The following is a 26,283-nucleotide window of genomic DNA, read 5'->3' as shown; positions in this document are numbered from 1 at the left end:
TAAGTATCTTTAACTGTTTGCGGCTTAGCTTATCGACGCGGCGGCCGAGACTCTAACCGATTGAATCTGCTCATCACTGGCATGACTCGATTCAACCGCTTCAGGGTTGAACCAATGCAAAGTGTCACTCAGCGCAACCACTTCACCTATGATCATCAAGGCTGGCATTTGTAATTCAGGATCGGCGGCAAGCTGTTCGAGCTCACCTAAACGGCCGATAAAACGACGTTGCTCTTTAGTGGTCGCCTTTGACACTATCGCGACGGGAGTGTCAGGGCTTCGGCCCGCATCGACTAAACCTTGGCGAATAATGCCGGCGTTAAGAATCCCCATATACACGACTAAGGTATTGTTAGGATTAGCATAACCTTGCCAATCCATAGGGCGACTCTCTAACTGACAATGACCGGTGATAAAAGTGACGCCTTGGGCATGGTCTCTGTGGGTCAGGGGAATTCCCGCATAGGCCGATGTGCCGCTGGCGGCGGTAATACCGGGGACGACCTCAAACTCAACCCCCGCTTCGACTAAGGTTTGCAACTCTTCGCCACCGCGACCGAAAATAAAAGGATCGCCGCCCTTAAGACGCACCACATTTTTACGGGTGTAGGCTTTAGTCACGAGTAACTGATTAATCTCGTCCTGTGCAGCGCTATGCTTACCCGCACGTTTACCTACGGCAATCTTTTCAGCGTCTTTAGGAATAAGAGCTAGGATATCTTGACTGACTAAAGCGTCGTATAGCACAGCGTCTGCGGTTTTAAGGATGCGCCATGCCTTTAACGTCAATAACTCAACGTCACCAGGACCTGCACCCACCAGCCAGACTTTGCCTTTGGCCGCTTGGCCCGGTAAAGATAAAATTTCCATCAGTATCCCCAAGATCACTTTAGTCTGTAGAAATATAGCGCGTCTTATATTCCATAATAAATAGATAATTATTAGTTTTTATATCATTTAGATATAAAAGAAATCACTGACGTCGATTTAAATTGGAAAAATATTGAGTTTCAAAATCAAAAATGCCTCAACATATTAATAACCAATTGAATTTAAATAACTTAATATGGATTCATCTGTTATATAAAACGAACACCGCTCAGCTAAGTGTGTGATTCTGGCACTATGTTATTGCCAAAAATTCTACCTAAACCTGCCCCAACAGGGTGAAAACCTCACTAACAAGATAAATTGTCACCAAATGACGCAGAATTTTTACATAACCATAAATTCACTTTCTAATGGTAAGCTGGGCATAACTATCTTTGTTGAGTACGACTGACAAATACACAAATAAGCACATCAAGGAGGGCCGATGAAACGACTTTATTCAGGTATTGCTGCAATGGCTGGGCTATTAGCTTGTACGAGTATAAATGCCGAAGAATCATTAGTAGAAGGAAGAGTCAAAGATGAACTTGCCACGGCAGAACTACCTTTTGTAATTACACCGCATAAAGTGAATTACATTTTACCTGCAACCTATAGCCCAGATCCCAACATGGCACCGTTCGCTGAAGATGCCCTCATCAATCCCTACACTTTGGATGAGTTCGAGGCTAAGTTTCAAATCAGTTTTAAATTCCCTATTTGGTACAATGTCTTTGGTGATAATGGTCATTTATTCTTTGCCTATACCAATCAATCCTATTGGCAGGTTTATAACAAAGATACCTCATCTCCGTTCCGTGAAACCAATCACGAGCCTGAAGTCTTTATGCTGTTTAATAACGATTGGAAAATAGGCAGTGTAACCAATTCCTTTTGGGGCGTTGGTGCTGTGCATCAATCGAATGGTAAATCAGGACCGCTTTCTCGCAGCTGGAATAGACTCTATGCCACTATGATTTTTGATGCAGGTCCACTCGCCTTCTCAACTAAAGTCTGGTGGCGGATTCCTGAGGATGAAAAAACCGATCCGCATCAAGCTCGCGGTGACGATAATCCCAATATTGATGACTACATAGGCAGAGCTGAGTTTATTGGTGTCTATGGTATCGATGAACATAGATTCACCTTAACCCTTAGAACAAACCTAGAAGATATCGACAGAGGTTCAGCAGAAGTAACCTGGAGTTATCCTATCGTCGGCAACTTACGCCTTTATACTCAATACTTTAATGGTTATGGCGAGAGCTTAATCGATTACAACTATCACAACCAACGTATTGGTATCGGGATTTCGCTCAACGATATTCTGTAGTAAATATAAAAGTGACAGAGTACAAAAATCAGCCATAATTTGCTGCTAATCTACAAAACCTGCTGCTAAATTGCTCAGATGGACCTGAGTTTATGGCCGAGCGGGACGATTTACATTGATCCGAATGGCATTTAAGCCGATAGTCGCACACCTTTTTGTGCCCTGAAGCTACGCCTTAACATCATGGAGGAATATGAGTTTTAGCTACCGCAGCATAGTCGTGCTACTCAGTGTCATTATTTTCGCGAGCTTACTTAAGCTCGCGTTTTTTGCTGTGCCAAAAGATAACACTGCACCTATGCTTAATGCGCAAGAGGTACGCCAAGATCTCTATGCCTTATTAGATCAAATCGAGCAACACTCGGCGTTTTATGCGTTAACGCCCGACAAAGCCAGTCCGCAACTCAAGTATATGGCGAGCCTGATTGTCGAGCAGTATCAAGATATGACGCCCAATGACCGCTTTGCCGCTGAAATCACTAAACTACTCAATAGCCTCAAAGATCCCGGTGCTCAAGTGCATGACTTCGATGATCAAAGCGGCGATCTCCCGTTAACCTTACGGCCACTCAACGACCAGTGGTTAGCCTTAGATAGCAGGAATAGTCCAATCAGCAACGACTTTCCCTTTGTGACTCATATCGACGGTTTACCTATGAGTAAATGGGTGGCGGCCAGCCAAGCCTATCTACCTGAGCCTGCAAAACAGAGCCAAGAAATGCAGTTACCTTGGCTGAAAAAACTGAACCTGCTGCGTGAAGATTTAGGCCTCAGCATCAAGCCCTATGTGCTCATTACGCTGATTAATGATGATCTGCAAACCCAGCAGGTGACTCTCGCCCTGCCAAGCCGCGAACCGCAGACTCAATTAGTGGAAAATAATCAAGAAGATCAGACACAAGATATGAGTGTTTTTGAATTCATTAATCAGTTATCTCAGTTTGAGCGCACCGAATTTCAAGACACTCCAAATCAATTAGAAACAGTTAACAATACTACGGTCAAACTGAAGATCAGCGATCTGTACGCCTTTGAATTGGATAGAGATCTACAGCAAGAACTGCTCAAGGGTATGACGCATCCCCTACTGATCATCGACTTACGTGACGCTAGTGGTTTTAGCCCAAAGTTATTGACCCTATTATCGCGATATCAAGATGCTGATTTAAATAACACTTTAGCGCCGAACGTGATGGGATTTGCACACTATCGCCGCTCACCGGAACTGAGAAATGACTATCTACAACCACTCAACTTTAAGCCTTTAGCTGCGCTCGAATACAGTGCGCAACGACTAAAATCCCTCACCCGCAACTTACCCCCAGTCGATGAAGATAAATTCAGCCCTTGGTACGTTCGCACTAAACCTGCGGTGACTCCTGAAGGGCGAAATCGTTTAGCACTGCTCGTGAGTCCCAAATGCCGCCAAGAATGTGAGTGGATTGCCTATCGCACTAAATCTTGGTCTAGGGCGAATTTGATTGGTGAAAAAACCTCGGGTGATTTTGCTCGTCAGTACCATTTTAAACTGCCAAACAGTGGATTAGACATAAGATTCAGTAGTTCATTGACCTATGACGCACAGGGAAAACTCTTGTCAGGTGCTGGGACTGAGCCCGATATTTGGCTTCCCCAAAACAGTGATATTCAATGGCAAGGATTAGTGAGTTTAGTGCGTTCCGCTAAACCAAAAACTCAGATAATTCAAACATCACAACCCACTAAGCTAGCTCAAGCTAAGCTGAATTGAATCAAAAAAAGAGCCAGCAATCTGCTGGCTCATTTCAAACATTGATTCGTTAACTGATATCAGTTAGCTAAAGAATGGATTCTAGAATTATTTCTTTTCAGTCGCTTTAGAATTGGCAACTGAACCTATAACCAAACCTTGCTTATTCACATCAAAGCTCATTTGAACTCGCATGTTGTAATCTTTAAGCATTTTCATCTCTTCAGGGATTGGCTCGCCGCTCATTTCTAACAACGTCAGCATTGGAGTGAACATCTTGCCGTAGTCAGCAGATAAGCTGTACATGCCATTCGCAGACAGTTTCTCGCCCGCTAATTTGTTTGCCAACGCCAGACCTTTATCACCGCTATACACCACTAAATGCTGACCTTTAATCGCGAGCATAGGCTTAACACCTAACTCAGGAGGCAACATCAATATGGGTGATAAGTCAGTGGCATCGCCGTTATCGGCTAATTGCACTTCGGCCAACATAGGCGCGAAAGGTTTCACCATATTGAACAACATAGATGGGTTTTCGGCGCTGAGGCTGACTAACGCATCTAAGCTTTCTAACTTAGGCTCTTGATCTTGTGTGCTCATTTTAAAGTCGAGCAATGAAACGCTCATGCCTTTCACACCGTTCGCCATACCTGTGAACATGCCTAGCATAGCTGGGCTCTGTTGGCTCAACTCAGCTTGCAACTCGGCCAGTGGCGCACAGGTCAATTGCGGCTTTTGCAGATCATCCCAAATAGCCGTTAATGAAGGTGCAACTTCGTTGACATCTAAGCCTATGCCCATAGAGAAGATAGTGCTGTCGATATCCGCCAGATGTGCAGGAATAAAGCCACGCATCTTTTGCATTGCCGCAAGAATTGGTTGATTCTTAGTTTCAACCACAAATGAGGCCGCCATATGGCTTTCTTTTTCTGTCACAGAAAACGCGGTTAAACCCGCAACCGTGCGCGGCCAATTAGCCGCAATCGCGGTTAATTCGGTGCGACATTCTGGTGTTCTAATTTGAGCTAATGGATCTTCACCGACGCTTTCATTAGCAAAAAACTTCGTCAATTGCTTAGATAACATATTGCTATCGGCTGAGGTCAACGCCTTTACAATTTCCACATGGTTGATAAAGCTGATGCTGTCATCTTTAAAACCATGGGTTTTAATAATATCGTCCAATATGCCAGAAGCGGCTAATGACTGCGGCGCCTTCTTAATACCGAATGCCATTTCTAATAATTCAGGCTCGGTAATAGAAGTGCTGAAAGTAATCGTTAATATGCCATCTTTTTGGGCAAATAACAGATCAGCTTTTTCAGTTGAAGCTTCATCCGATAATGCATAAGCGCGATAATCAACATCACCCACTTTACGCATTTCGTGGGTCACGCCACTGTCTTTTTCGGCTTTATCTAATGCAGCCCAAAATGCATCCGCTTGATTGACGTCAATCTTGAATACAGGCAAAGCACCTAGAGTATAGAAATATGGTTTAATTTCATCAGGAAAACCAAAGGTTTTCAACAGTAAGGCTGGATCTTTAATGCCATCCATATACTGCTGATAAATGCTGACGAAGAACTTACCCATAGGGCTATCCAGCTCACCAAATTCGGCAAGCGCGTTACTTGGATATTGCTGATAATTTCCAGAAATAGACTGTAAATACGCTTTCAACGGGAAGGGTTTTAGCTGACCCGAAAATATCGGCGTATCAGCAGGCACATAGTCGAGCAAAGGATTTGCAGAGGCACTAGAGCCAGCACCATTCTGCGTATACCAATAACCACCCGCACCAGCTGCAATAATTGCCGCGGCAATCACAATCTTTTTCATTTAAGAAACTCCATTTAATGACAATTCAATTTTATGAAATCAATACCTAAAGTAATCCCTAGGTATTTGAATATTTATCCGCTCTTACATATCCCTTACGCAGATAATGCAAAATCAGAAAACTAAGGTATAAATTTTGCCCGATAATTTAACATTAAACCGATACAGAAGCGAACAGGATAGGGAATCAAACCGTTAAAACGCATCAGCGTTAACCTTAATTCAACAGGTTTCCAATCTTATTTCAATTCAGTAATAAAAGATCTTTAAGTCGTCGACGATTAACAAAGTGCCCAATGACACATAAATGCATCTGGGCCAAACTCACACGTCAGACCTTCATCCCGCTTCGTGGACTTTTTTAAGCGTGACGTCACCTAACTGGCGCATTTGTTTGCGGATCCAAGCGGAACGCTGCTGCACATAGGACGACGGAGGTGACACTTTATAACGCCAAGGATTGGGTAAGATGGCTGCGAGTAATGAAGCCTCATATTGGGTTAGTTTTGCCGCAGACTTTCCAAAATAATGCTTTGATGCCGCTTCGGCGCCGTAAATACCTGGACCAAATTCGACGATATTTAAATACACTTCAAGGATGCGCGACTTATTCCAAGTCAGTTCCATCATTAAGGTAAACCAAGCTTCTAATCCCTTACGAAAGAAACTGCGGCTAGACCACATAAACAGGTTTTTCGCCGCCTGCTGACTTAAGGTACTGGCTCCGCGAACTTTAGTGCCTTTCTGATTGTATTTCAGCGCCGAGCTTATCGCGGCTAAATCGAATCCCGTATGTTCGGAAAAACGTTGATCTTCTGCGGCGATCACCGCCAATTGTAACTCAGGAGAAATGTGCGCTAAATCGCGCCACTGATGCATGACTTCCCCCATAGGTGCAGGTGGAAATAAGGCGCGCTCAATACGCCAAGTCCACATGGGTGGATTAACGAATCTGAGTAGAATAACCAATAAGATTGAGCAAATTAATGCCCATACTAATCCCTTGAATAGCCAAGACAATAAACGACGAAAGCCACGCTTACGCCTTTGAGGAGCAGGACTACTCGACTTATTGGCACTAGGACGCCTGACATGATCTCGCATCGCATATAAAGGAGCCGTCATTTACACCATCTCATCCGCGCACTCTCATCTCTCATTTATGATATCCAGTCAAGCCAATCCATTAGGCATTCTTTACAACACCCAAGGCTTATTAGAAAACCGCCTAAAGCGTTAAGGGAGTTGCGGGTCGATCATGCTACGACATTGGAGGAAACACCAAGGATATCTTACTCGAGAATCAAAGATGGGCAGAGAAATAGCCACAATAACAAATCACTATTGAAGATGGCGAGGGCTTGACTTAACTTGACCTCGGCAGCTTTGACGACAGCTGACCGAGGTAATGATGGCTGATTAACGAGGGCTAGCAAGTCAATCAAACTGCTTGATACTCGCAGCTGCGAGTCAGGTTTTCAACGCTTTCACTGCATCCAGTCGAATGATATCAATACACAGCAAACCCAGCCCATAAATACCGATATACAACCACTTAACCTCGGAGAAGACATGAATCATGTCAATTTCACAGTAAAATCCCTCAAAACCATCTACGGGAACTTCAAAATATAGTTCAGGCTTAACCAATGTGCATAACTCTGTGAGTAAAAATGTACAACATTTTTATCCTTTAAAGAGCCACCAACACTAACCCTATGAATATCAATATATCTCAGTGAAATGACGCTTAAATGACATAGCTTCGCTTTATCGTCAATCCAGAGTATTAAATTCAATCAAAGATAACACTTATCACACAGAGATAAAAAATGCCCCAATGGCAATTGAGGCGTTTAATATTTTAAATCAATAAGATACTAGATATCGTAATGCAGACCACACTCACGTTTCAGCCCATTAAAGCGCGTTTCTTCCTCTGTCATGCCTAATTCAAGTGGTTTACTCGAATGGGTATCACCAACAGAAACATAGCCTTGGTCCCAAAGTGGGTGGTACGGCAAGTCAAACTCAGTCAAATATAGGTGCACATCTTTATTCGACCACTCGATAATCGGCAGTAACTTAAAGCGAGTGCCATGAATCGCCAGTATCGGCAGCGCCTCACGGGTGCTGGCTTGGCTACGTCTCAGCCCTGCAAACCAAGTACCAACGTCAAGCTCGGCTAAGGCGCGTTGCATAGGCTCAACTTTGTTTAAACGGTTGTATTGCTCTAACCCGTCTATGCCTTGCTCCCACAACTTACCAAAGCGCGCCTCTTGCCATGCGGCTGTCATCGGCGCTTGATATACTTTTACATTCAGTGACAAACGTTGTGTCAGCTCATCGATAAACTGATAGGTTTCAGGGAACAAATACCCTGTATCCGTGAGGATAACCGGAATATTCGCCTGTGCCTGGTTCACCATATGCAGCATCACAGCGGCTTGAATACCAAAGCTTGATGACAGCGCATGATTACCGGGCAAATAAGTTAAGCCCCATAACACTCGCTCTTGTGCGCTCAATCCGGCTAAGAACTGATTTATGCGTTCAAGCTCTATCGTTTGCTCAGCCTTGGGCGCACTCAATAGCGCCGTTAACTCGGCCGTGCTGACCACAGTCGGCACTGTATCACTGGTTTTTTGTTGATGATCAACCATGAAAATCCTTAGCGGCATCAATCACCGCCTTCACAACGCCCACGCGGACGGTGAAGTTACCAAAGGTTTCGCCTGCATCACGCTCAACGGCGTAGCGGCCAAACAGGGCATCCAATTCGGCGAGAATTTCCGCCTCTTGGATATTTTCTCTGTGCATCTTGTTCAGACGAGTCCCTTCAAAGCTTGCGCCTAAGTACAAGTTGTAACGGCCTGGCGCTTTACCCACAAGCCCAATTTCAGCGGCAAATGGACGCGCACAACCGTTTGGACAACCTGTCATCCGCACTACAATCGCTTGCTCACTGATGCCGTGTTTTGCCTGCAGCGCATCGATATGATCGATAAACTCAGGGAAATAACGTTCAGCTTCCGCCATCGCTAATGGACACGTTGGCAACGCCACACAGGCAATCGAATGACCGCGGGTTTGCGTCAACACTTGGCCCAGTAGTCCGTGTTTGCGGGCTAAGCCTTCAATCGTGGCTTTATCTTCTGCCGCGACACCTGCGATGATCATGTTTTGATTCGAGGTCATACGGAAATCGCCTTTGTGGATCTTAGCAATTTCACGCAGTCCCGTTTGCAGGGTTTGACCCGGTAAATCTTTAATGCGGCCGCTTTCGATAAATAAGGTTAAATGCCATTTACCGTCAACGCCTTCGACCCAGCCATAACGATCGCCGCGATCGCCAATCACTACGTCACGCTTAGGCTCAAACTTCACTCCAGCACGCAATTCGACTTCGGCTTTAAACTTCTCATAGCCATGGTCGACGATAGTGTACTTAAGGCGTGAACGTTTACGGTTAACACGATTACCCCAGTCGCGTTGCACTGTCATGACAGCTTCGGCAAACTTCATCACGTCTGCAGTTTTGATAAAACCAAAGTCATCTGCAAGACGTGGGAAGGTTTCCACTTCGCCATGGGTCGAGCCCATGCCGCCGCCCGCGGTTAAGTTAAAGCCAACCAGCTCGCCGTTTTCGGCAACGGCGATAAAGCCTAAATCATTAGTGTAAACGTCAACATCGTTATCGGGAGGAACCGCAACCGCCATTTTGAACTTACGTGGCAGATAAGTTTTGCCATATACAGGTTCAACGGTTTCATCTTCGGTTGAGAGTAACTTTTCTTCGTCTAACCAAATTTCGGCATAAGCACGCGTGTGTGGCAGCAGATGAGCAGACAGTTGTTTCGCCACCGCATAGGCCTGCTCATGCAGTTTCGATTCCACCGGATTAGGATTACACATCACGTTACGATTAACGTCACCACAAGCGGCAATCGAATCCAGCGCTTCACGATCTAAGTCTTGAATAATGGTCTTCAAGTTACGCTTAGGAATACCGTGGTATTGGAAGGTTTGACGGGTCGTCAAACGAATGCTGTTTGAGCTGGTTAAGGTAGACGCAATTTTGTCTACGCCTAACCATTGCTGCGGTGAACAGATACCACCAGGCACACGAGCACGCAACATAAAGCTATATAAAGGCTCAAGTTTTTGCTCTTTACGCTCGTTACGTAAATCGCGATCATCTTGCTGATAGAAGCCGTGGAATTTGATCAACTGCTGATCGCCGTCACTGAAACTGCCGGTTACCGCAGAATCTAAGCCTTCTTTAATCGTACCGCGCAGGTAATCACTGTCGGTCTTTAGGTATTCGTTTAACGCTAACTTTTGCTCACTCATGGCAACTGCCTCTTCAAATTCGGTTCGCTAACTGCACAAGTCATCACGTGTGCAGCTTTGGCTATTTTTATGCGTTTCTTATATGCGCAACGGTTGAGATTAATACACGTCTTTTTGGTAACGTTTATCGCTGCGCAGTGTTTCAAAGTAGGCTTCAGCCGCTTCGTTATTCAAACCACCGACTTCGACAGCCACCTCAATCAAGGCTTGGTGAACATCTTTGGCCATACGTTCAGCATCACCACAAATGTACAGATGCGCGCCGTTTTGCAACCATTGCCACAGGGCTTGGCCTTGTTCTTTAATGCGGTGCTGCACATAAACTTTATGGGCTTGATCGCGTGAGAACGCCACGTCGATACGGCTTAAATCGCCATTTTTCAAATACTGTTGCCACTCAGTTTGATACAAGAAATCCTGCTCAAAGTGTGGATTGCCGAAGAATAACCAGCTATCACCTTGGATCCCTTGGGCCACGCGCTCCTGCATAAAGGCACGAAACGGCGCAACACCTGTGCCTGGGCCAACCATGATCACTGGCGTGTCTGGATTATCAGGTAAACGGAAATGCTTATTCGACTCAACATAAACCTTAACCTGAGTGCCTTCCTGCGCAGAGGCTAAGAAGTGTGACGCGCCGCCAAAACGGGCCGCGCCGTGACGCTCATCTTCCACTAACGCCACGGTTAAATGGACTTCGGTTTCCACTTCACTTTGGCTTGAGGCGATAGAGTAAAGTCTTGGGGTTAATGGGCGCAGTAACTCAAGCAATCTTGCCGCGCTTAACGTGACTGCGCTATTTGTTAACGGATACTGGGCGACTAAATCCGCAAATTGATGCTTAAGGATAAAGTGACGCACTTGCTCTTTATCTTCGCTCAATGCTAGCAGCTCAGCGCTGCCGCTCAGTTCGGCCCACGCTTTGACTAATCCGGGATACAACTGAGTCAGCTCTTTCTTCTCAAGCAAAGCTTGCTTAAGGGTCAAGGATTCTGTGCCTAGGGTTACTAACTCATCGGCGGCCAACGACAGGCCCACGAGGACTTCATCGACTAACACTTCATTATTGCTAAACCAAACACCGAGGGCATCGCCCGCTTGATAGCTTAAGCCTGAATCGCCAAGGTCAATTTCAACATGGCGCACATCTCGGTCTGAACCGCGGCCGGTAATTTTTTGGCTCGCTAGCACTTCAGCGCTATAGGGGTTTTGCTTAGTAAACTCGCTTTCGCCAATCGTTTTAGCGGTACCGATAGATACCACACTGGCGGACGAGGTTTCGATGAGCGGCTTAACGGCCTCTAACACATCGGCGTGCCACTGACCAGCGGCGGCTTCATAGTCCACATCACATTCAACCAAAGGTAACAATGACTTAGCACCCAGTAGCGCTAGACGAGTACTAAAGTCTTTACCGGTTTGACAGAAGAATTCATAACTTGAATCCCCCAGCGCAAGCACTGAGTAATGTAGATTGTCTAACTTAGGTGCACGTTTCGATGCTAAAAACTTATGTAATTCAATCGCGTCATCCGGCGCTTCACCTTCACCATGGGTGCTGACCACCAGCAAGAGCACAGTTTCTTGTTTCAGTTGGCGAACATTGTATTCGCCCATTGAAGCCAGATTGACCGCATAACCTTGCGCCTGTGCCTTATCAGCGAGCGCTTTGGCGACACCACGGCCATTACCCGTTTGGCTGCCATAGAGAATCGTCACTGTTTGAGCAGTTTGCGCCTGCGCGGCGGGAGCTAGTTGGCCAGCATTGGCGGTGGCAGCAAGATAGCCACTCACCCAAGCCAGTTGCACAGCACTTAACTCAGAAGTGAGTTGTTTTAGCTTCTCGACTTGTCCTTGAGACAATGGCGAAGCCAGCGATGAAAGTTCTTTTAACAACATGAGACGGCCCTATGACAGTGTAATGCCCACAAGCTTATCGCGGTTTAAGAAAAGCAAAAAAGAATAAAATCGGATTTTTAATTCCATTTTGGAATATACAAAGTGCAAAATTTAAGCTACAAAAGTGTGCACTGGTTAAAAGTTTTTGATCCGACCAGTGCAGAAACGGCCTGCTTGAGAAATATGCACTTGTGCCAAGCTAAAGTATTGCCACAATGGTCATGAGCCTGTCGAACAGAAATTTCTGTTGCCCACAGAATAGTTTGTTTTTAAAACAAAAAGTGTCCATCCTAGATTGAATGCCCGAACTGACTCGAATCACCAGCCGAGTAATCGCTGGCGATGACAGATTTTGCAGTTGAGTACGATGAAGGAAGCACAGCAGGCGGAACGATTATATAAACCATCAGGGAGTAGTCATGCAGATTGGAATACCGAGAGAAAGTCTCGCCGGTGAAACTAGGGTCGCCGCGACTCCAGCCACCGTCGAGCAGCTTAAAAAACTCGGCTTTGAAGTTGTTATTGAGGCCAATGCGGGTCAACTGTCAAGTTTCGATGATGCAGCCTTTGAAGCTGCAGGCGCGAAAGTGACAACTGACGTTTGGCAAGCCGATCTGATTTTTAAGGTCAATGCGCCAAGCGACGCCGAAATCGAACAAATCAAAGACGGAGCAACTGTCGTCAGCTTTATTTGGCCCGCACAAAACCCTGAGCTGGTTGAGAAGTTATCTAAACGCAAAATCAACGTGATGGCGATGGACATGGTGCCACGTATCTCCCGTGCCCAGTCACTCGATGCACTCTCCTCTATGGCCAACATTGGCGGTTATCGTGCCGTTGTTGAAGCCGCGCATCAATTTGGCCGTTTCTTTACCGGTCAAATTACCGCTGCCGGTAAAGTGCCGCCCGCTAAAGTGCTAGTGATTGGTGCCGGTGTTGCAGGTCTTGCTGCCATTGGTACTGCTGGATCGCTTGGCGCCATAGTGCGCGCCTTCGATACGCGCTTAGAAGTGGCCGAGCAAATCGAATCTATGGGCGGCCAGTTCCTTAAACTCGATTTTGGTAACGAAGAAGGTGGCTCATCCGATGGTTATGCTAAAACCATGTCGGATGAATTTATTGCTGCCGAAATGGCGCTGTTTGCTGAGCAAGCCAAAGAAGTCGATATCATCATCACTACGGCGCTGATCCCTGGTCGTCCTGCGCCTAAGCTCATCACCAAAGCTATGGTTGATAGCATGAAGAGCGGCTCAGTGATCGTCGATTTGGCCGCTGCAACTGGCGGTAACTGTGAATACACGCAATCGGGCGAGCTGTTTGTTACTCCTAACGGCGTAAAAGTGATTGGTTATACCGACCTTCCCGGTCGTCTACCCGCGCAATCGTCACAGCTTTACGGCACTAACTTAGTCAACCTGATGAAGTTAATGTGTAAAGAGAAAGACGGTACTGCCAGCATCAACTTCGATGATGTGGTCATGCGCAACATGACTGTGATTAAAAAAGGTGAAGTGACCTTCCCGCCACCACCGATTTCGGTTTCTGCGGCGCCAGCAAAACCTGCCGCAAAAATCGCGCCTAAAGACACCACCCCGAAAGCGCCATCTAAGCTCAAATACGTGCTCGCCGCCTTAGGCATCGCCGGATTTGCAGCCGTGGCATCGGTTGCACCGCCAGAGTTCCTGTCCCATTTCACGGTATTCTTGCTGTCCTGCGTCGTGGGTTATTATGTGGTGTGGAACGTATCTCACTCACTGCATACGCCTTTGATGTCAGTCACTAACGCGATTTCGGGCATTATCGTGGTCGGCGCCCTACTGCAAATCGGTCAGGGTTCAACTTTGGTCACTGTACTGGCGTTTATCGCCGTGCTGATCGCCAGTATTAACATCTTCGGTGGCTTCACCGTCACTCAGCGCATGCTGAAGATGTTCCGTAAGGATTAAGGGGGTTTAACGTGTCTCAAGGACTGGTAACAGCAGCTTACATTATTGCCGCCATTCTCTTCATCTTCAGTCTCGCGGGACTGTCGAAGCAAGAGACGGCAAAACACGGCAATTTATTCGGTATCTTAGGTATGGCAATCGCCCTACTGGCTACCATTTTCAACCCTGATACTAACGGTATTGCGTGGATCTTAATCGCCATGGTGATTGGCGGCGCGATTGGTATCCGTTTAGCATTAAAAGTCGAAATGACTGAAATGCCTGAACTGGTTGCCATCTTGCACAGTTTTGTTGGTATGGCCGCGGTATTGGTTGGCTTTAACAGCTTTATCGACTTACACCCACAGGAAGTGTCGCAAGTCGTCGTAGCTGTCGGTGGCGATATCAATACGACCCTCGCCGCAGTGCACGATGCCCTAAGTGAAGCGGCTAAAGCCGCCAGCAAAGAACATCTCACTGGCGCCATGCTTAACATTCACTTGGTCGAAGTCTTCCTCGGGATCTTCATCGGTGCGGTCACCTTTACCGGTTCTATCGTGGCCTTTTGTAAGTTACGCGGCGTGATTTCATCTAAACCTTTGATGCTGCCACATCGCCACAAGTTAAACCTAGTGGCAGTGCTCGTGTCTTTCGCCCTGTTGGTGTACTTCGTCCAAACTGGCGGCACTATGCCAGCACTGCTATTGATGACCTTGATTGCCTTCGCCTTTGGCTGGCATTTAGTCGCATCGATTGGCGGCGCAGATATGCCAGTGGTGGTGTCTATGCTGAACTCCTACTCAGGTTGGGCAGCGGCGGCAGCGGGCTTTATGTTGTCGAACGACCTCTTGATTGTCGTTGGCGCATTAGTGGGTTCATCGGGTGCAATTCTGTCTTACATCATGTGTAAGGCGATGAATCGCTCGTTTATTTCTGTAATCGCTGGTGGCTTTGGCACAGATGGTGTAGCCTCGACTGCCGATGAAGAAATGGGCGAATACCGTGAAACCAACGCCGAAGATGTGGCGGATATGCTGAAAAATGCCACCTCTGTCATTATCACCCCAGGTTACGGCATGGCAGTGGCACAGGCGCAATATCCTGTGGCTGAAATCACCAAAAGACTGCGAGATCTTGGCGTAAAAGTCCGTTTCGGTATCCACCCGGTTGCCGGTCGTTTACCAGGTCATATGAACGTACTGCTGGCGGAAGCGAAAGTCCCGTACGATATCGTGCTTGAAATGGACGAAATCAACGACGACTTTAACGACACTGACGTAGTACTAGTAATTGGTGCGAACGACACGGTTAACCCTGCGGCAATGGAAGATCCAGGTAGCCCAATCGCAGGCATGCCAGTGCTCGAAGTGTGGAAAGCGCAAAACGTCATCGGCTTTAAGCGCTCGATGAACACAGGTTATGCCGGCGTGCAAAACCCACTGTTCTTCAAAGATAATACCCAAATGCTGTTTGGGGATGCCAAGGCCAGTGTCGAAGCGATTTTAAAAGCGCTTTGAGCCTGATGTAACCTTAACAGAGTGTAAATCGCTTAGGCGAAACACACTGTTTCAATGATAAAAAGGGAGCCGCTGGCTCCCTTCTTTATATCGTATCTCGCGCTAACTGCCGAATTGATAAAGCCACTCAATAGCGCTAAGCGCAAGAAATGCTAACGTTTAGCGCGCTATCTTAACCTCAGGTTCGTTGAGCATAGCAATCAGTGGATTAGCTTGCATCACTTTGTCTTTTAGGAAAATACCCATCAACAGACCCGCGACAAAACCACCGATATGTGCCCAGTAAGCAACGCCTTCACCAGCCATAATTAAACCAATAATATTAAAGACTAACCAGATGCTGAAGAATGCCATAGGCGAAAGCTTCTTCTGATAAATGATAAACATGAAAGTCAGACTCGCATGTCTAAACCACATTAAATACATGCCAAATAACCCAGCAATGGCACCACTTGCACCAACCATATAAATATTCGAGCCAGGATCAGCAGCAATTTGAGTTGCAGCGGCGGCAAAACCACACACCAAATACAACACAAAAAAGCGGGCGCGGCCAAGCGCATCTTCGAGGTTATCGCCAACTACATATAAAAAGTACATATTACCGGCAAGATGCATTAAATCACCGTGTAAAAACATATGGCTAAATAGAGTCCAAACATGGCTACCGTGCATTACGTCGTCAGCCCGTAGTGCAAAACGAGCAAACACGTTATCAGTCATATCCAGATCAAATCCATAGCCAACAAAAACCAAAATATTGAGCGCCAGTAACAAGTAGGTCACCACAGGCGGCTTTTTCGGCTTGAGGTTAAACTCAACTGGCATCTGGGATAAGAATTGGAATATCCAAGTCTTAGTGCTTATTTTTGCGTCCAGTTCAGCGAGCAGGTTTTTAACAAGTGGAGATTTCACCACTTTGTCGCTTTCATCCCTGTCTATCCATATGCCGCTGCAGCTATGGCAAACATCGACTTCTATTTGGTAACCATCCATCAAGTGGTAGCGCTCAAGCGACACCTCACAATGGCCACATTGGCGCTTAGCCTGACCTAAATGTGCACCGAGTGTTTCTTCAACACGAACTTTGTCATCGCCATTGTCAGCCTTCGACAACGCTTTGTTGAGTTCACCGTTATCAAACCACAATCCTCCACAGGCCTCGCAAGTATCCACTTGTTCACCGTGAAACTCATATTCACGCATTTTATGGTTATGACAATCAGGACATTTGAAACTCATAATCTTCCCTTTCTTTGAGCTTTGAGCTGACTTTTAAATACAACGGTTCGACTTAATCACCAAAACAGCCAGCAGTTTACACACCACTTTTCATGCTTGTGACGCGCATCAGACTCAGCGTTTTGGCAATGGCTTCCCTAGAATTAATCGAGCGAAATATCGTTTGCTCTTAATTCTGCGGCTAAAGACTCATAGTTTGCTTTTAATGCGGGCAAAGTGGATTTGGTCAGTTCTTCGGTTAACTCAACAAGTTGGGTGGCCCCGAAACGTGGGCCGTAGAATTTACTTTCTATCTTTTCAACCACATTTGCCGATGTGAGGTAGAATCGACGTGCGTCACTCAGTATTTTGCTTGGAGTTTCTAAAGTATTGGCTGAATAACGCATATTTTCCCATACAAAGGTCGCCATATTGGGATGCACTGACTTTATGTCATAGGGTGCCTCAGTCCGAATCTTCTCTGCATACGCGTTTAGCACTTCAACGTTGTCACTCAACTCATCATAGAGCGCATGGCGCAGATGATAGTTGTTTTGCATATTACTTAAGTTATCGAACTTAATCGCCTGTGATAAACCTTCCTGTGCGGCCAAATACACCCCGACAACCGTCGCAATGATCATAAAGATCTGACTCACCCAAAAACTGGTTTTGATGAGCTCTGTATTATCGAGCTTGATGTTACGTTTGGGAGCCTCGGCGGCATTAGAGCTGGGTGTCATGTCCATATGTTTATCCTGTCAAATCAAGAGTAAAAGGCGGTATAACGCAATAAAGGGCATATCTTACACGACTAAAGAATGAGTTTCCTCAGTAAAAATCACGATTTTTACCTATAAAAAAGGAGCCATCAGGCTCCATTTTTATATTAATTGGTCAGTCTATTATGCTGCTTTTGCCACATCGAAATTGGACAATAACATCACAGCAGTACGGCCTAATAAGTGGTTGATCGTGCGATCGCCCGCTAAGCCTAACTCAGCAATCGCTTGCTGACGTGCTGTGCTCACCGCTCTAAAGAGGGTGATTTCATTGTTGGCACCACCACAAAGACTAAAGAACAGTCTCAATACTGCGCGGTAATGTTCTTCCTGCATTGCCTGCATCCACGATGTTTCTAATGCCTCTTGGCTAGAAAAATCCAGAGCCGCAACAAATAGATTGCCGATACGGCTATCTAAACGAACGAGAAAATCGCTCTTGCGTGGAAAATGGTGACTAATACCTGTGCGGCTAATACCCGTTGCTTCAGATAACGTAGTATAAGACATAGTCTCAAAGCCGATAGTCAAAATTTGTCTTAACGCTTCATCCATAATCTGATTTATGGTTTGCTCAGTTTGTACTCGCGAGCGCTTAGCCATAGTAAAGTCTCCCCTCTTTTTTTTAGGGGGAAAGCTTACCAAAGCCGCTCAGGGATTACTGCTGTTCACTCGGCTGCAACCAGCGTATTTCGCTTTTGTTCAGCTAGGGTTCAGTTTAAAACAGGCCTAGACGCCGATTCCGTTAACACCATCATAACATTGAATTTTGTACCAACCAGTTATGCGCTTTTTCCTCACCCATGAGTAAAACGAAGGTAGGTTGTAGATAGTGCCCAAGATCGGCTTTTCGCCAAAATAGATATTCAGGAAGGGGTTGCAACACACTCGCGCCAAAAGTCCGTTGCATTAAGCTCGAATACTCGCCTAATAACCTCGGCTCTAATTGCTCGGCGTTAGGATAAAAATCCGCCAGAAAATCCCGATAATCGGCGAATCTCGCCACTTGAGCCACCTCGTAGTGACGCAACACTTGTATCATCATGGGAGAGCTCCAATGCGACAAGTATTGCGGGCTTGTTAACGCATCAAGGTTGCGTCTATGGTATTGCTGCCACGCCAAGGCAAAATCCCCTCGCTCCCGCGCAACACGCCAAACCAGATAGATATCGGCTAGCCATTCATGCTGATATGCGCTTAATTGAATCGGTAACACTGTGCCTTGCAGGGCAAGGTTCTCCAAATGACCAAGCTCATGCCATAGGGTTAATTGCGGCTGTTCGAGCAAAGGTAATTGATAAGTCACGAGATCGACACTGGCTAACTGCACTTGCGGCGTCTGCAACTCATTGACTAAGACTAGGCCCGCAATCTTATTGTCATCGACGGGCATGACCATGGCACTTCTGCGGCCTAAATCGCGCTTAAATTGATCTAACGTGGCGGGCAGCTGCGCCAACACTTGCTTAGGCAATAATGCCAAGCAAGAGCCAAGCTCTGGTAAAGGGCAAATCAAAGCCTGCTTATCGGCAATGGGCGTCCAAGACAAGCTAGATGCGAATACCAGAGCAACTAAGCTCACTGATTCGCCATGATATTTTGAATAATCGCCGTGGTTGAAATACCATCCTCAAAGCCCAGAACTTGCACTTGACCTCCGGCGGCAATCACTTCAGCGCCGCCCGCGATATCTTCAAGCTTATAGTCGCCGCCTTTAACCAGTAGATTTGGCAGCAGTCGAGTGATAATGCGCTGCGGCGTATCTTCACTAAAAGGCACCACCCAATCGACAGAAGCTAAGCCCGCTAACACGGCCATACGGCGATCAACCTGATTGACCGGACGACCATCACCTTTAAGGCGTTTAACCGAGGCATCATCGTTTACTGCAACAATCAAACGATCGCCTAAGGCTTTGGCTTGTTTGAGGTAACTCACGTGGCCCGCATGCAAAATATCAAAGCAACCATTGGTCATCACCACACGCTCACCGCGCAGTTTGGCCTGCTCTAGGGCATAGGCGAGCTGATCCTCACTCACCACACCAAAACCCGATTCTCCATGATGCAAAGCTAGAGCTTCGATAAGTTCAATGCGGCTCACGGTAGAAGTGCCAAGTTTACCGACCACCACGCCAGCGGCGGTGTTCGCAATTGCGCAAGCCTGCGGTAAATCGGCGCCTGCGGCTAATGAGGTTGCTAAGGCAGAAATCACAGTATCGCCAGCACCCGTCACGTCATAGACTTCACGGGCAACGGTAGGAATGTGCAGCTCGGGCGCATTGGCAGTCACTAAGGTCATGCCCTTTTCAGAGCGGGTAACTAAGATGGCATCGAAATTATGTTGCTTGAGTAAACCACGGGCTTTTTCCAGCAGATCCGCTTCTGAGGTCACAGTGCCAACAACGGCTTCAAACTCGCTCATATTCGGGGTGATCAATGACGCGCCCTGATAACGGCCAAAGTCACTGCCCTTAGGATCGACTAACACCATCACACCTTTTGCGCGGGCAAGCGCAATGAAATCACGCGGCTGATCGATAGCGCCCTTCGCATAATCTGACAACACCACCACATCGACGGAATCGAGTAAGGCCTCTGATTGCTTGAGCAAACGCACACTATCGGCCTTGTCGAAGGCTTCTTCGAAATCGAGTCGGATCAATTGCTGGTTGCGTGATAACACCCGCAACTTAGTGATGGTTGGCTTGTCTGCAATGGTTAACCATTGGGGTTCAACCCCTAAGGTTTGCACGCCAAGCGTTAAGGCATGGGCGGTATCGTCTTGGCCGACGAGCCCAGCAAGTTGGACTTGACCACCTAAGGTCGCGATATTGAGCGCCACGTTGGCCGCGCCGCCGGGTCTGTCTTCGACTTGATTAATCTTCACCACAGGTACGGGGGCTTCGGGGGAGATACGTCCCGTTGGACCAACCCAATAGCGGTCTAACATCACATCGCCGACGACTAACACTCTGGCTTTTTCAAATGCTGGCAGAGAAACCTTCATAGTGCTCTTATCTTTATGCAGAAATTAAACCGTGATTGTACCTAATTTTCAGTAAAAATTGAGTTAGAATAAGCAGTAATTTTCAAAAGTAGTGAGTATTTTTGTGGTCGAGAAAGCCGAGTTTTCATCTTCTTTATATCATCCTAAGCATTGGCCCATGTGGTTTGGCGTATTTTTAATGCGCTTAACTCAGCTTCTACCGCTCTCTTGGCAGATGAAACTGGGTAAAGGTTTAGGTCGCTTAGTGATGAAATTTGCTGGCAGTCGCACTCATACGGCGCGCCGTAACTTGGCCCTATGTTTCCCTGAAATGTCAGAAGCACAGCGAGAAACCCTACTCACGCGTAACTTTGAAGAAACGGGTAAAGCCATTTTCGATACCATCAATGCATGGTGGTGGTCCGATGAAAAAGTGCAGCAACACATGAGCATCACAGGCAAAGAACACGTGCAAGACACCCTCGATGCTGGCCACGGAGTCATCCTGTTTGCCGTGCATTGTTTACCGCTGGAAATGGGCGCACGTATTTTCGGCCAATTCCAACCCGGCGTGGGGGTTTATCGCCCACACAACAATCCTGTGATGGAATACCTCCAAGTGAAAGGCCGTTTACGCTCGAATAAAGGGCTTGTTTCTAAACGCGACTTGCGCCAAATGGTGCGCTGCCTACGTAATCCCGATGTGATTTGGTACACGGCCGATCAAGACTTTGGCCGATCAAGCGCGGTATTTATCCCGTTTTATGCCATGCCAGATGCGGCAACGATTACGGGGGCCACCACGTTAGCCAAACTCGGCAAAGCCAAAGTCTTACCCTTTTTTGTGGAACGTACCGAAGGGGATGAGGGCTATCGGATTGAAGTGATGCCACCGCTGGATAATTTCCCCGGCGAAGATGAATTAGCCGATGCCATTCGCGGTAACAAGATTATCGAATCCATCATAGATAAAAACCGCGCCCAATATATGTGGCTGCATCGCCGCTTTAAAACCCGTCCAGATCCAACGGACAAATCTTTATATCAGTAACTCATTCAGTTTTTGAATACAAAAATGCCAGCAAATAAGCTGGCATTTTTTATGGCGACTTTCGATTACAATTGTCGATGATAACTTTCAATGGCAATTATCGATGGCAACTTTCAACTTCAACTCTATATGGCAAGAAGCATCTAGCGCATGGGATTACAGCGAATGCTCGGTCGGTAAACGAATACCGACGTTAGTGACTTTGCCTTCATACAGCCCCGCCACCACCCAATGCAGCGATTGCCATTGGAACTGATCGCCCAGCACAGGATTGGCGCCAAGCTGTGACACCACCAGATCGGCGACCGTCATATCATCGGCGAGATTATCTAAACTCAAGCCATAAATTGGTGCGAGATCCGCAAGCTTAACGTCTGTTTCAATAAAGAAATCACCGAAGAAACGTTGCACTTCTTTATTTTCAGGCGCTTGGCTAAAGAGGTTACTCAAGGCTTCTAAACTTTTCTCCTGACCCAGCACACAGAGTATATCTCCCGCTTCGAGGCGAGTACTGCCCGACGGATGCAGTAAAGTGTCATTCCTAAATACCGCCGCAATCCGTGTTCCATCAGGCATCGCTAAGCGTTTTAGCGGTTCACCAATGCACCACTTACTTTCACTCAAACGATAGACAAACACTTCCCATTCGCTGCTCGGGTAAATTTCAACTCCCGAACGCGAAACGGGCAACGGCTTTGGGGGCAGTTCCACCTTAGCTAAACGCGCCGCAGTGGTCAAAGACGCACCTTGAACCAGTAACGATACTAATACGACGAAAAAGGCTAAGTTGAAGTACAACTGAGCACCCGGCAAGCCGGCCATCATAGGGAATACCGCTAAGATGATAGGTACAGCACCGCGTAATCCTACCCACGAAATAAACCAGCGGTCGCGACTGCTGAAGCTCTTAAAGGGCAATAGACTGATCCACACAGCGACAGGACGGGCGAATAGAATCATCCCAAATGCCAGCGCAAAACCTGGGATCAGGATATCGACTAAATCAGAAGGGGTAAGCAATAAGCCTAATACCAAGAACATGCCGATTTGGCTGACCCAAGTCATGCCATCCAGTACGTTTAAAATTGCATGACGGCCACGGGTCGGCTTATTGCCGAGGAAAAGCCCGACTAAGTAAATCGATAAAATGCCACTGCCGCCGAGTTTGTTAGACGCAGCATAAATAATCAGACCACCGCTTAAGACTAAAATAGAGTACAGGCCGTCGGCTAATTTGCTCAAATTAACCAGCTTCCACAACATCCAGCCGCCACCTAAACCTAAGCAAATACCCAGACCAAATTGCTTAATAAAGCTGATAAACATAAAGCTGAAGGACATCTCAGTGTCCACATTGGCGAGAATCGCAATCAGCGTCACGGTTAAAAACACCGCCATAGGGTCGTTACTACCGGACTCGATTTCTAAGGTTGCCCCAACCCGCTCATTGAGACTGCGCCCTTTCAATAAGGAGAATACCGCAGCGGCATCGGTCGAGCCCACAATCGCGCCCACCAGCAAACCTTGCAACCAATGCAAGTCAAACAGCCATGCGGCCATCATGCCAGTGATACTGGTTGTGATAGCGACGCCAAAGGTCGCTAGCGATAATGCAGGCCACAGTGCCACCCTAAAACTGGCGACACGGGTACGCATACCACCATCGAGTAAGATGATAGCAAGCGCTAAGTTACTGACTAAATAAGCGGTGGAATAATCATCAAACAATATTCCGCCAGGGCCATCTTCACCGGCCAAAATACCCACGGCGAGGAAGATCAAAAGAATCGGGATACCCAAACGGGAAGACATGGGACTGAGTAAAACACTCACTGCAGTTAGCAAGGCGCCAATCAGAAAAAAACTATTGATGGAATTTGCATCCACAAACGCCTCCTTATACAGGTTGTTTAGTTAAACGATAGACAAATCACCGAGGTTAAAAATGACTCAACTTACAATTTTATGATTTTATATTAGCACAAAAATAGCGAATTATTGGAGCGTTAAATATTAAATTTCAATCATCTACATAGAAAATGCCATAAATGTAACTTTGAATTAACCTTGAGATAAAGGCTAACGTAAAACCTAAAGAACCGCAGAACATTTTCACACGACTTATAAAGATTAAAATAAATAAATATCAGACAGTTAAAAATAACAAACTAAACGTAAACTTAAATCATTCAAGCAAAATTAAGCTCATAAACCTGTATAAACTAGGGTTATCATAGTGAATTCAGCACCAGACAAAACAATGTCGAGTGAAACGGCGAATATTCGAACATCACCCTCAAGCCAATTGTTTTCACTCCATTTATCCGACAATCGGCTCAGCTAGGCGGACTTTGTCAGGTTGAGCATCACCCCCGTTAGAAAAGTACTTTAAAAAAAGTCTCGCAAACGCTGTTTTCGCAAAACCAATCAATTCAGCCACCCTTAATTCGCCATCAAAGAAGACACTATGCATCACGCCAATATTTTAGACTGAGTAATCACCATAGAAGCGTTGCAACACAGCAGCTTAGATCAGGGATTTGCAGCACATAGAGCAATAAAGCAGGCACAGGGTTTAACGATAAGCCGAAATACTGACAATCTTAGTCGCCGAGGAAAACCGTTAAAACAAAAATTAAGCGATAAATACGCTGTACGGATCATATTTCAGTTGAAATAATGTCCAAAATAAGGAAGGATGCGAGCTTCGCGCGCCAGTGCATTTTGCTCGTCAAATTGCCGCTCTCGTTTTAAGAGAGAAAGCTGCGTTAAACACGCTTTTTTATTAACAGGAATCGTAGTATCCGCTTATGAGTATGCTTCGCACCACAGCTTTATTATTGACTTTGGTTTTCCCTAGTCTGTCCGCTTTAGCAACGGAATATCCTTTACCAGCCGCCCAAAGCAGGCTAATTGGCGAGAACCAGTATTATACGGTTCCAGAGGGTAAACACACTCTCGAAGATATTGCTGCCAAATACCAGCTCGGTCTCAGTAACTTACTCGAAGCTAACCCAGGTGTAGATCCATTTCTGCCAAAGCCAGGTAGCCAACTGTTAATTCCATTACAACTGATCCTGCCTAACGCTCCCCGTGAAGGCATAGTGATCAACGTGGCCGAAATGCGTTTGTACTACTATCCAAAAGGCAAAAAGACAGTTGAAGTCCTGCCTATTGGTATTGGCCAAATTGGTAAAGACACGCCAGAAAACTGGGTGACCTCTGTACAACGTAAGCGTGCCAATCCAACTTGGACACCGACGCCACGCATTCGTAAAGAATATGCTGCTAAGGGTGAAATCCTGCCAGCAGTATGGCCAGCGGGTCCAGACAACCCTATGGGACTGTATGCACTGTATATAGGCAACTTGTATGCGATTCACGGTACTAACGCGAGTTTCGGTATCGGTTTACGTGTCAGCCAAGGTTGTGTGCGTTTACGCCATGAAGATATCGAGCACTTGTTCAAGAATGTCCCAGTGGGCACCCGCGTACAATTCGTGAACCAGCCGATTAAAGCAACCGAAGAGCCAGACGGTAAGCGCTACTTAGCCGTGCATCAACCTCTGTCTCGCACTGTGGCTGAGTTTGAATCCAATGAGCCAGTCGCGATTTCATTACCAAGAGATATCGCCAAGTTTATCGCTAAAGCTGACACTAATTCTTCTGTGATCAAAAAGCTGCTCGATGAACGTACTGGTGTACCGATGCGAATTAATCAATAATTCACTGGCAAATATCACCTAAAAAAATACCCGCTATCAGCGGGTATTTTTTTGTCATTTATAAGATGATTAAACACCTAATAGAAAAACAAGATCAATCACATAAAGGTGCACATAGGGCTAAAAAGTGAGTCATAGCAGCACTGTTTGCCAATACGCGTTGGTCGAAGTTTTGCAGCGCTGGTGTTTCGGTACAAGCACCGACACGGGCACCACTTCGCACTAAACACGCTTCAAACGACGTATCGAAGTGATTGAAGATCAAGCCATCCTTCACAGGACACGCATCAATCTCGCCATCCACAGCAATCGGGAAATAACCGCCTAAGGTATCGCGCAAATCGAGGCTAAAGCGTCCTGGCACTTGGCTTGGCTCAAAAGAATACACATAGGCTTCACGGCTCAAGACATCTTCGTGGCAAGTTAAAATACCGTCACGGCAAGCGGCAATCAGTAACTGCGCATGATCTAACAACAACTTACCTTCCACCGACGTATGTTCGTTGGCTTTAGGTTTACCATTCTCAAATACAAAACCGCGATTTGGATTTTCCCCGTATTTGTTAAATCTATGGCCGCGGCTGAATCCGGTTGGATTAACGAGGGGCAATAAACTCAAGTTCACCCGTTCAAATAGGTCTGCTGACGCTTCACTCAAAAAATGCAGCAAACCCCAAGGGCCTGCAGATTCTTCGCCATGAAATCCTGCGCTGATCAATAAAGAAGGTAAGCCTGACTTAGCGGCGGGAGACTGATACAAGCTAACCTTGTATTTACCGACTTCACCCAAATTCTTCTCAACCATGCCCAAACGGGTCATTTCCTGCTCAAGCAGCAGATAAAAATTATCAATATCAGTGCTTTCACAGTTAAAAATATCGCTTTTCCACTGAAAGGATTCGAACGGGGATCTGCTTACCATATCTTGTACTTATGCCAGAAAAAGAACTGTGCCATCATAGCAGTTCTTTTTAAAAACTGAATGCTATTCAACTGATTTCGATGAAATCCGAGCAGTCGCTAACCACATCGCAATCGGTATCGA

General features: G+C 46.4%; 19 protein-coding genes. 6 read left to right on the top strand and 13 right to left on the bottom strand.

What is annotated here, in order from left to right:
• Positions 1-24: 24 nt before the first annotated feature.
• Entirely contained in the window at positions 25-870 is an 846-nt protein-coding gene (gene cobA / locus MO387_RS04535) for a uroporphyrinogen-III C-methyltransferase (protein ID WP_107946642.1), read from the bottom strand.
• Between the two features lie 445 nt (positions 871-1,315).
• Between cobA and MO387_RS04530 the strand changes: the two genes are divergently transcribed.
• Together MO387_RS04530 and MO387_RS04525 are read left to right on the top strand one after the other, a co-directional pair.
• On the top strand, positions 1,316-2,203 hold the full coding sequence (locus MO387_RS04530) for a phospholipase A (RefSeq protein WP_242326101.1): 888 nt from the start codon (positions 1,316-1,318) through the stop codon (positions 2,201-2,203).
• 193 nt (positions 2,204-2,396) lie between these two features.
• Positions 2,397-3,953, top strand: a complete 1,557-nt coding sequence (locus MO387_RS04525) for a S41 family peptidase (protein WP_242326100.1) — start codon at positions 2,397-2,399, stop codon at positions 3,951-3,953.
• Between the two features lie 87 nt (positions 3,954-4,040).
• Here MO387_RS04525 and MO387_RS04520 read toward each other — a convergent pair whose 3' ends face one another.
• From MO387_RS04520 to MO387_RS04500, 5 genes are all read right to left on the bottom strand, one after another.
• Positions 4,041-5,777 carry a hypothetical protein gene (locus MO387_RS04520; RefSeq protein WP_242326099.1) on the bottom strand — a complete coding sequence of 579 codons (1,737 nt, stop codon included), beginning with the start codon at positions 5,775-5,777 and terminating at the stop codon, positions 4,041-4,043.
• A 339-nt stretch (positions 5,778-6,116) separates the two neighbouring features.
• Complete coding sequence (gene mtgA / locus MO387_RS04515; RefSeq protein WP_242326098.1) at positions 6,117-6,902, bottom strand: monofunctional biosynthetic peptidoglycan transglycosylase; 786 nt, start codon at positions 6,900-6,902, stop codon at positions 6,117-6,119.
• A 755-nt stretch (positions 6,903-7,657) separates the two neighbouring features.
• Positions 7,658-8,440 carry a phosphoadenylyl-sulfate reductase gene (locus tag MO387_RS04510; protein WP_242326096.1) on the bottom strand — a complete coding sequence of 261 codons (783 nt, stop codon included), beginning with the start codon at positions 8,438-8,440 and terminating at the stop codon, positions 7,658-7,660.
• The gene (gene cysI, locus MO387_RS04505) at positions 8,433-10,130 is read right to left on the bottom strand and encodes an assimilatory sulfite reductase (NADPH) hemoprotein subunit (RefSeq protein ID WP_242326094.1); all 1,698 of its coding nucleotides are present in this window, start codon (positions 10,128-10,130) and stop codon (positions 8,433-8,435) included. The genes MO387_RS04510 and cysI overlap by 8 nt, the downstream gene beginning before the upstream one ends.
• Positions 10,131-10,229: 99 nt before the next feature.
• Complete coding sequence (locus MO387_RS04500; RefSeq protein ID WP_242326092.1) at positions 10,230-12,029, bottom strand: assimilatory sulfite reductase (NADPH) flavoprotein subunit; 1,800 nt, start codon at positions 12,027-12,029, stop codon at positions 10,230-10,232.
• Between the two features lie 419 nt (positions 12,030-12,448).
• Here MO387_RS04500 and MO387_RS04495 point away from each other — a divergent pair, with 419 nt between their 5' ends.
• Positions 12,449-13,975: a Re/Si-specific NAD(P)(+) transhydrogenase subunit alpha gene (locus MO387_RS04495; RefSeq protein WP_242326091.1), complete on the top strand. Its 1,527-nt coding sequence runs from the start codon at positions 12,449-12,451 to the stop codon at positions 13,973-13,975.
• Positions 13,976-13,986: 11 nt separating this feature from the next.
• Positions 13,987-15,471, top strand: a complete 1,485-nt coding sequence (gene pntB / locus MO387_RS04490) for a Re/Si-specific NAD(P)(+) transhydrogenase subunit beta (protein ID WP_006085934.1) — start codon at positions 13,987-13,989, stop codon at positions 15,469-15,471.
• A 159-nt stretch (positions 15,472-15,630) separates the two neighbouring features.
• Here pntB and MO387_RS04485 read toward each other — a convergent pair whose 3' ends face one another.
• From MO387_RS04485 to hldE, 5 genes are all read right to left on the bottom strand, one after another.
• Entirely contained in the window at positions 15,631-16,713 is a 1,083-nt protein-coding gene (locus tag MO387_RS04485; protein ID WP_107946635.1) for a rhomboid family intramembrane serine protease, read from the bottom strand.
• A gap of 143 nt (positions 16,714-16,856) precedes the next feature.
• Positions 16,857-17,441 carry a hypothetical protein gene (locus tag MO387_RS04480; protein WP_107946634.1) on the bottom strand — a complete coding sequence of 195 codons (585 nt, stop codon included), beginning with the start codon at positions 17,439-17,441 and terminating at the stop codon, positions 16,857-16,859.
• Positions 17,442-17,597: 156 nt separating this feature from the next.
• Positions 17,598-18,077, bottom strand: coding sequence for a TetR family transcriptional regulator (locus MO387_RS04475; protein ID WP_006082899.1), 480 nt, complete (start codon positions 18,075-18,077; stop codon positions 17,598-17,600).
• A 151-nt stretch (positions 18,078-18,228) separates the two neighbouring features.
• Entirely contained in the window at positions 18,229-19,056 is an 828-nt protein-coding gene (locus MO387_RS04470) for a hypothetical protein (protein ID WP_107946633.1), read from the bottom strand.
• A complete protein-coding gene (hldE, locus tag MO387_RS04465) occupies positions 19,053-20,483 on the bottom strand; it encodes a bifunctional D-glycero-beta-D-manno-heptose-7-phosphate kinase/D-glycero-beta-D-manno-heptose 1-phosphate adenylyltransferase HldE (RefSeq protein WP_006082901.1) in 1,431 nt (476 codons plus the stop codon). Before hldE ends, MO387_RS04470 begins: the two co-directional genes overlap by 4 nt.
• A 103-nt stretch (positions 20,484-20,586) precedes the next feature.
• Here hldE and MO387_RS04460 point away from each other — a divergent pair, with 103 nt between their 5' ends.
• A complete protein-coding gene (locus tag MO387_RS04460) occupies positions 20,587-21,513 on the top strand; it encodes an LpxL/LpxP family Kdo(2)-lipid IV(A) lauroyl/palmitoleoyl acyltransferase (RefSeq protein WP_012586913.1) in 927 nt (308 codons plus the stop codon).
• 156 nt (positions 21,514-21,669) lie between these two features.
• Here MO387_RS04460 and MO387_RS04455 read toward each other — a convergent pair whose 3' ends face one another.
• On the bottom strand, positions 21,670-23,400 hold the full coding sequence (locus tag MO387_RS04455) for a potassium/proton antiporter (RefSeq protein WP_006082903.1): 1,731 nt from the start codon (positions 23,398-23,400) through the stop codon (positions 21,670-21,672).
• A 923-nt stretch (positions 23,401-24,323) separates the two neighbouring features.
• Here MO387_RS04455 and MO387_RS04450 point away from each other — a divergent pair.
• On the top strand, positions 24,324-25,238 hold the full coding sequence (locus MO387_RS04450; protein WP_006082904.1) for a L,D-transpeptidase family protein: 915 nt from the start codon (positions 24,324-24,326) through the stop codon (positions 25,236-25,238).
• 94 nt (positions 25,239-25,332) lie between these two features.
• Here MO387_RS04450 and MO387_RS04445 read toward each other — a convergent pair whose 3' ends face one another.
• On the bottom strand, positions 25,333-26,160 hold the full coding sequence (locus MO387_RS04445) for a M14 family metallocarboxypeptidase (protein WP_006082905.1): 828 nt from the start codon (positions 26,158-26,160) through the stop codon (positions 25,333-25,335).
• Positions 26,161-26,283: the final 123 nt, after the last annotated feature.

The sequence above is a fragment of the Shewanella sp. N2AIL genome (assembly GCF_022690845.1).
Lineage (GTDB): Bacteria > Pseudomonadota > Gammaproteobacteria > Enterobacterales > Shewanellaceae > Shewanella > Shewanella baltica.
The sequence above is the reverse complement of the archived record's forward strand: the minus strand, read 5'-3'. Positions and strand labels throughout refer to the sequence as shown.

What these genes read in the sequence shown, in the direction of transcription:
- cobA (WP_107946642.1), bottom strand. Translation starts at nt 870, where the DNA reads ATGGAAATTTTATCTTTACCGGGCCAAGCGGCCAAAGGCAAAGTCTGG.
- MO387_RS04530 (WP_242326101.1), top strand. Translation starts at nt 1,316, where the DNA reads ATGAAACGACTTTATTCAGGTATTGCTGCAATGGCTGGGCTATTAGCT.
- MO387_RS04525 (WP_242326100.1), top strand. Translation starts at nt 2,397, where the DNA reads ATGAGTTTTAGCTACCGCAGCATAGTCGTGCTACTCAGTGTCATTATT.
- MO387_RS04520 (WP_242326099.1), bottom strand. Translation starts at nt 5,777, where the DNA reads ATGAAAAAGATTGTGATTGCCGCGGCAATTATTGCAGCTGGTGCGGGT.
- mtgA (WP_242326098.1), bottom strand. Translation starts at nt 6,902, where the DNA reads ATGACGGCTCCTTTATATGCGATGCGAGATCATGTCAGGCGTCCTAGT.
- MO387_RS04510 (WP_242326096.1), bottom strand. Translation starts at nt 8,440, where the DNA reads ATGGTTGATCATCAACAAAAAACCAGTGATACAGTGCCGACTGTGGTC.
- cysI (WP_242326094.1), bottom strand. Translation starts at nt 10,130, where the DNA reads ATGAGTGAGCAAAAGTTAGCGTTAAACGAATACCTAAAGACCGACAGT.
- MO387_RS04500 (WP_242326092.1), bottom strand. Translation starts at nt 12,029, where the DNA reads ATGTTGTTAAAAGAACTTTCATCGCTGGCTTCGCCATTGTCTCAAGGA.
- MO387_RS04495 (WP_242326091.1), top strand. Translation starts at nt 12,449, where the DNA reads ATGCAGATTGGAATACCGAGAGAAAGTCTCGCCGGTGAAACTAGGGTC.
- MO387_RS04485 (WP_107946635.1), bottom strand. Translation starts at nt 16,713, where the DNA reads ATGAGTTTCAAATGTCCTGATTGTCATAACCATAAAATGCGTGAATAT.
- MO387_RS04480 (WP_107946634.1), bottom strand. Translation starts at nt 17,441, where the DNA reads ATGGACATGACACCCAGCTCTAATGCCGCCGAGGCTCCCAAACGTAAC.
- MO387_RS04475 (WP_006082899.1), bottom strand. Translation starts at nt 18,077, where the DNA reads ATGGCTAAGCGCTCGCGAGTACAAACTGAGCAAACCATAAATCAGATT.
- hldE (WP_006082901.1), bottom strand. Translation starts at nt 20,483, where the DNA reads ATGAAGGTTTCTCTGCCAGCATTTGAAAAAGCCAGAGTGTTAGTCGTC.
- MO387_RS04450 (WP_006082904.1), top strand. Translation starts at nt 24,324, where the DNA reads ATGAGTATGCTTCGCACCACAGCTTTATTATTGACTTTGGTTTTCCCT.
- MO387_RS04445 (WP_006082905.1), bottom strand. Translation starts at nt 26,160, where the DNA reads ATGGTAAGCAGATCCCCGTTCGAATCCTTTCAGTGGAAAAGCGATATT.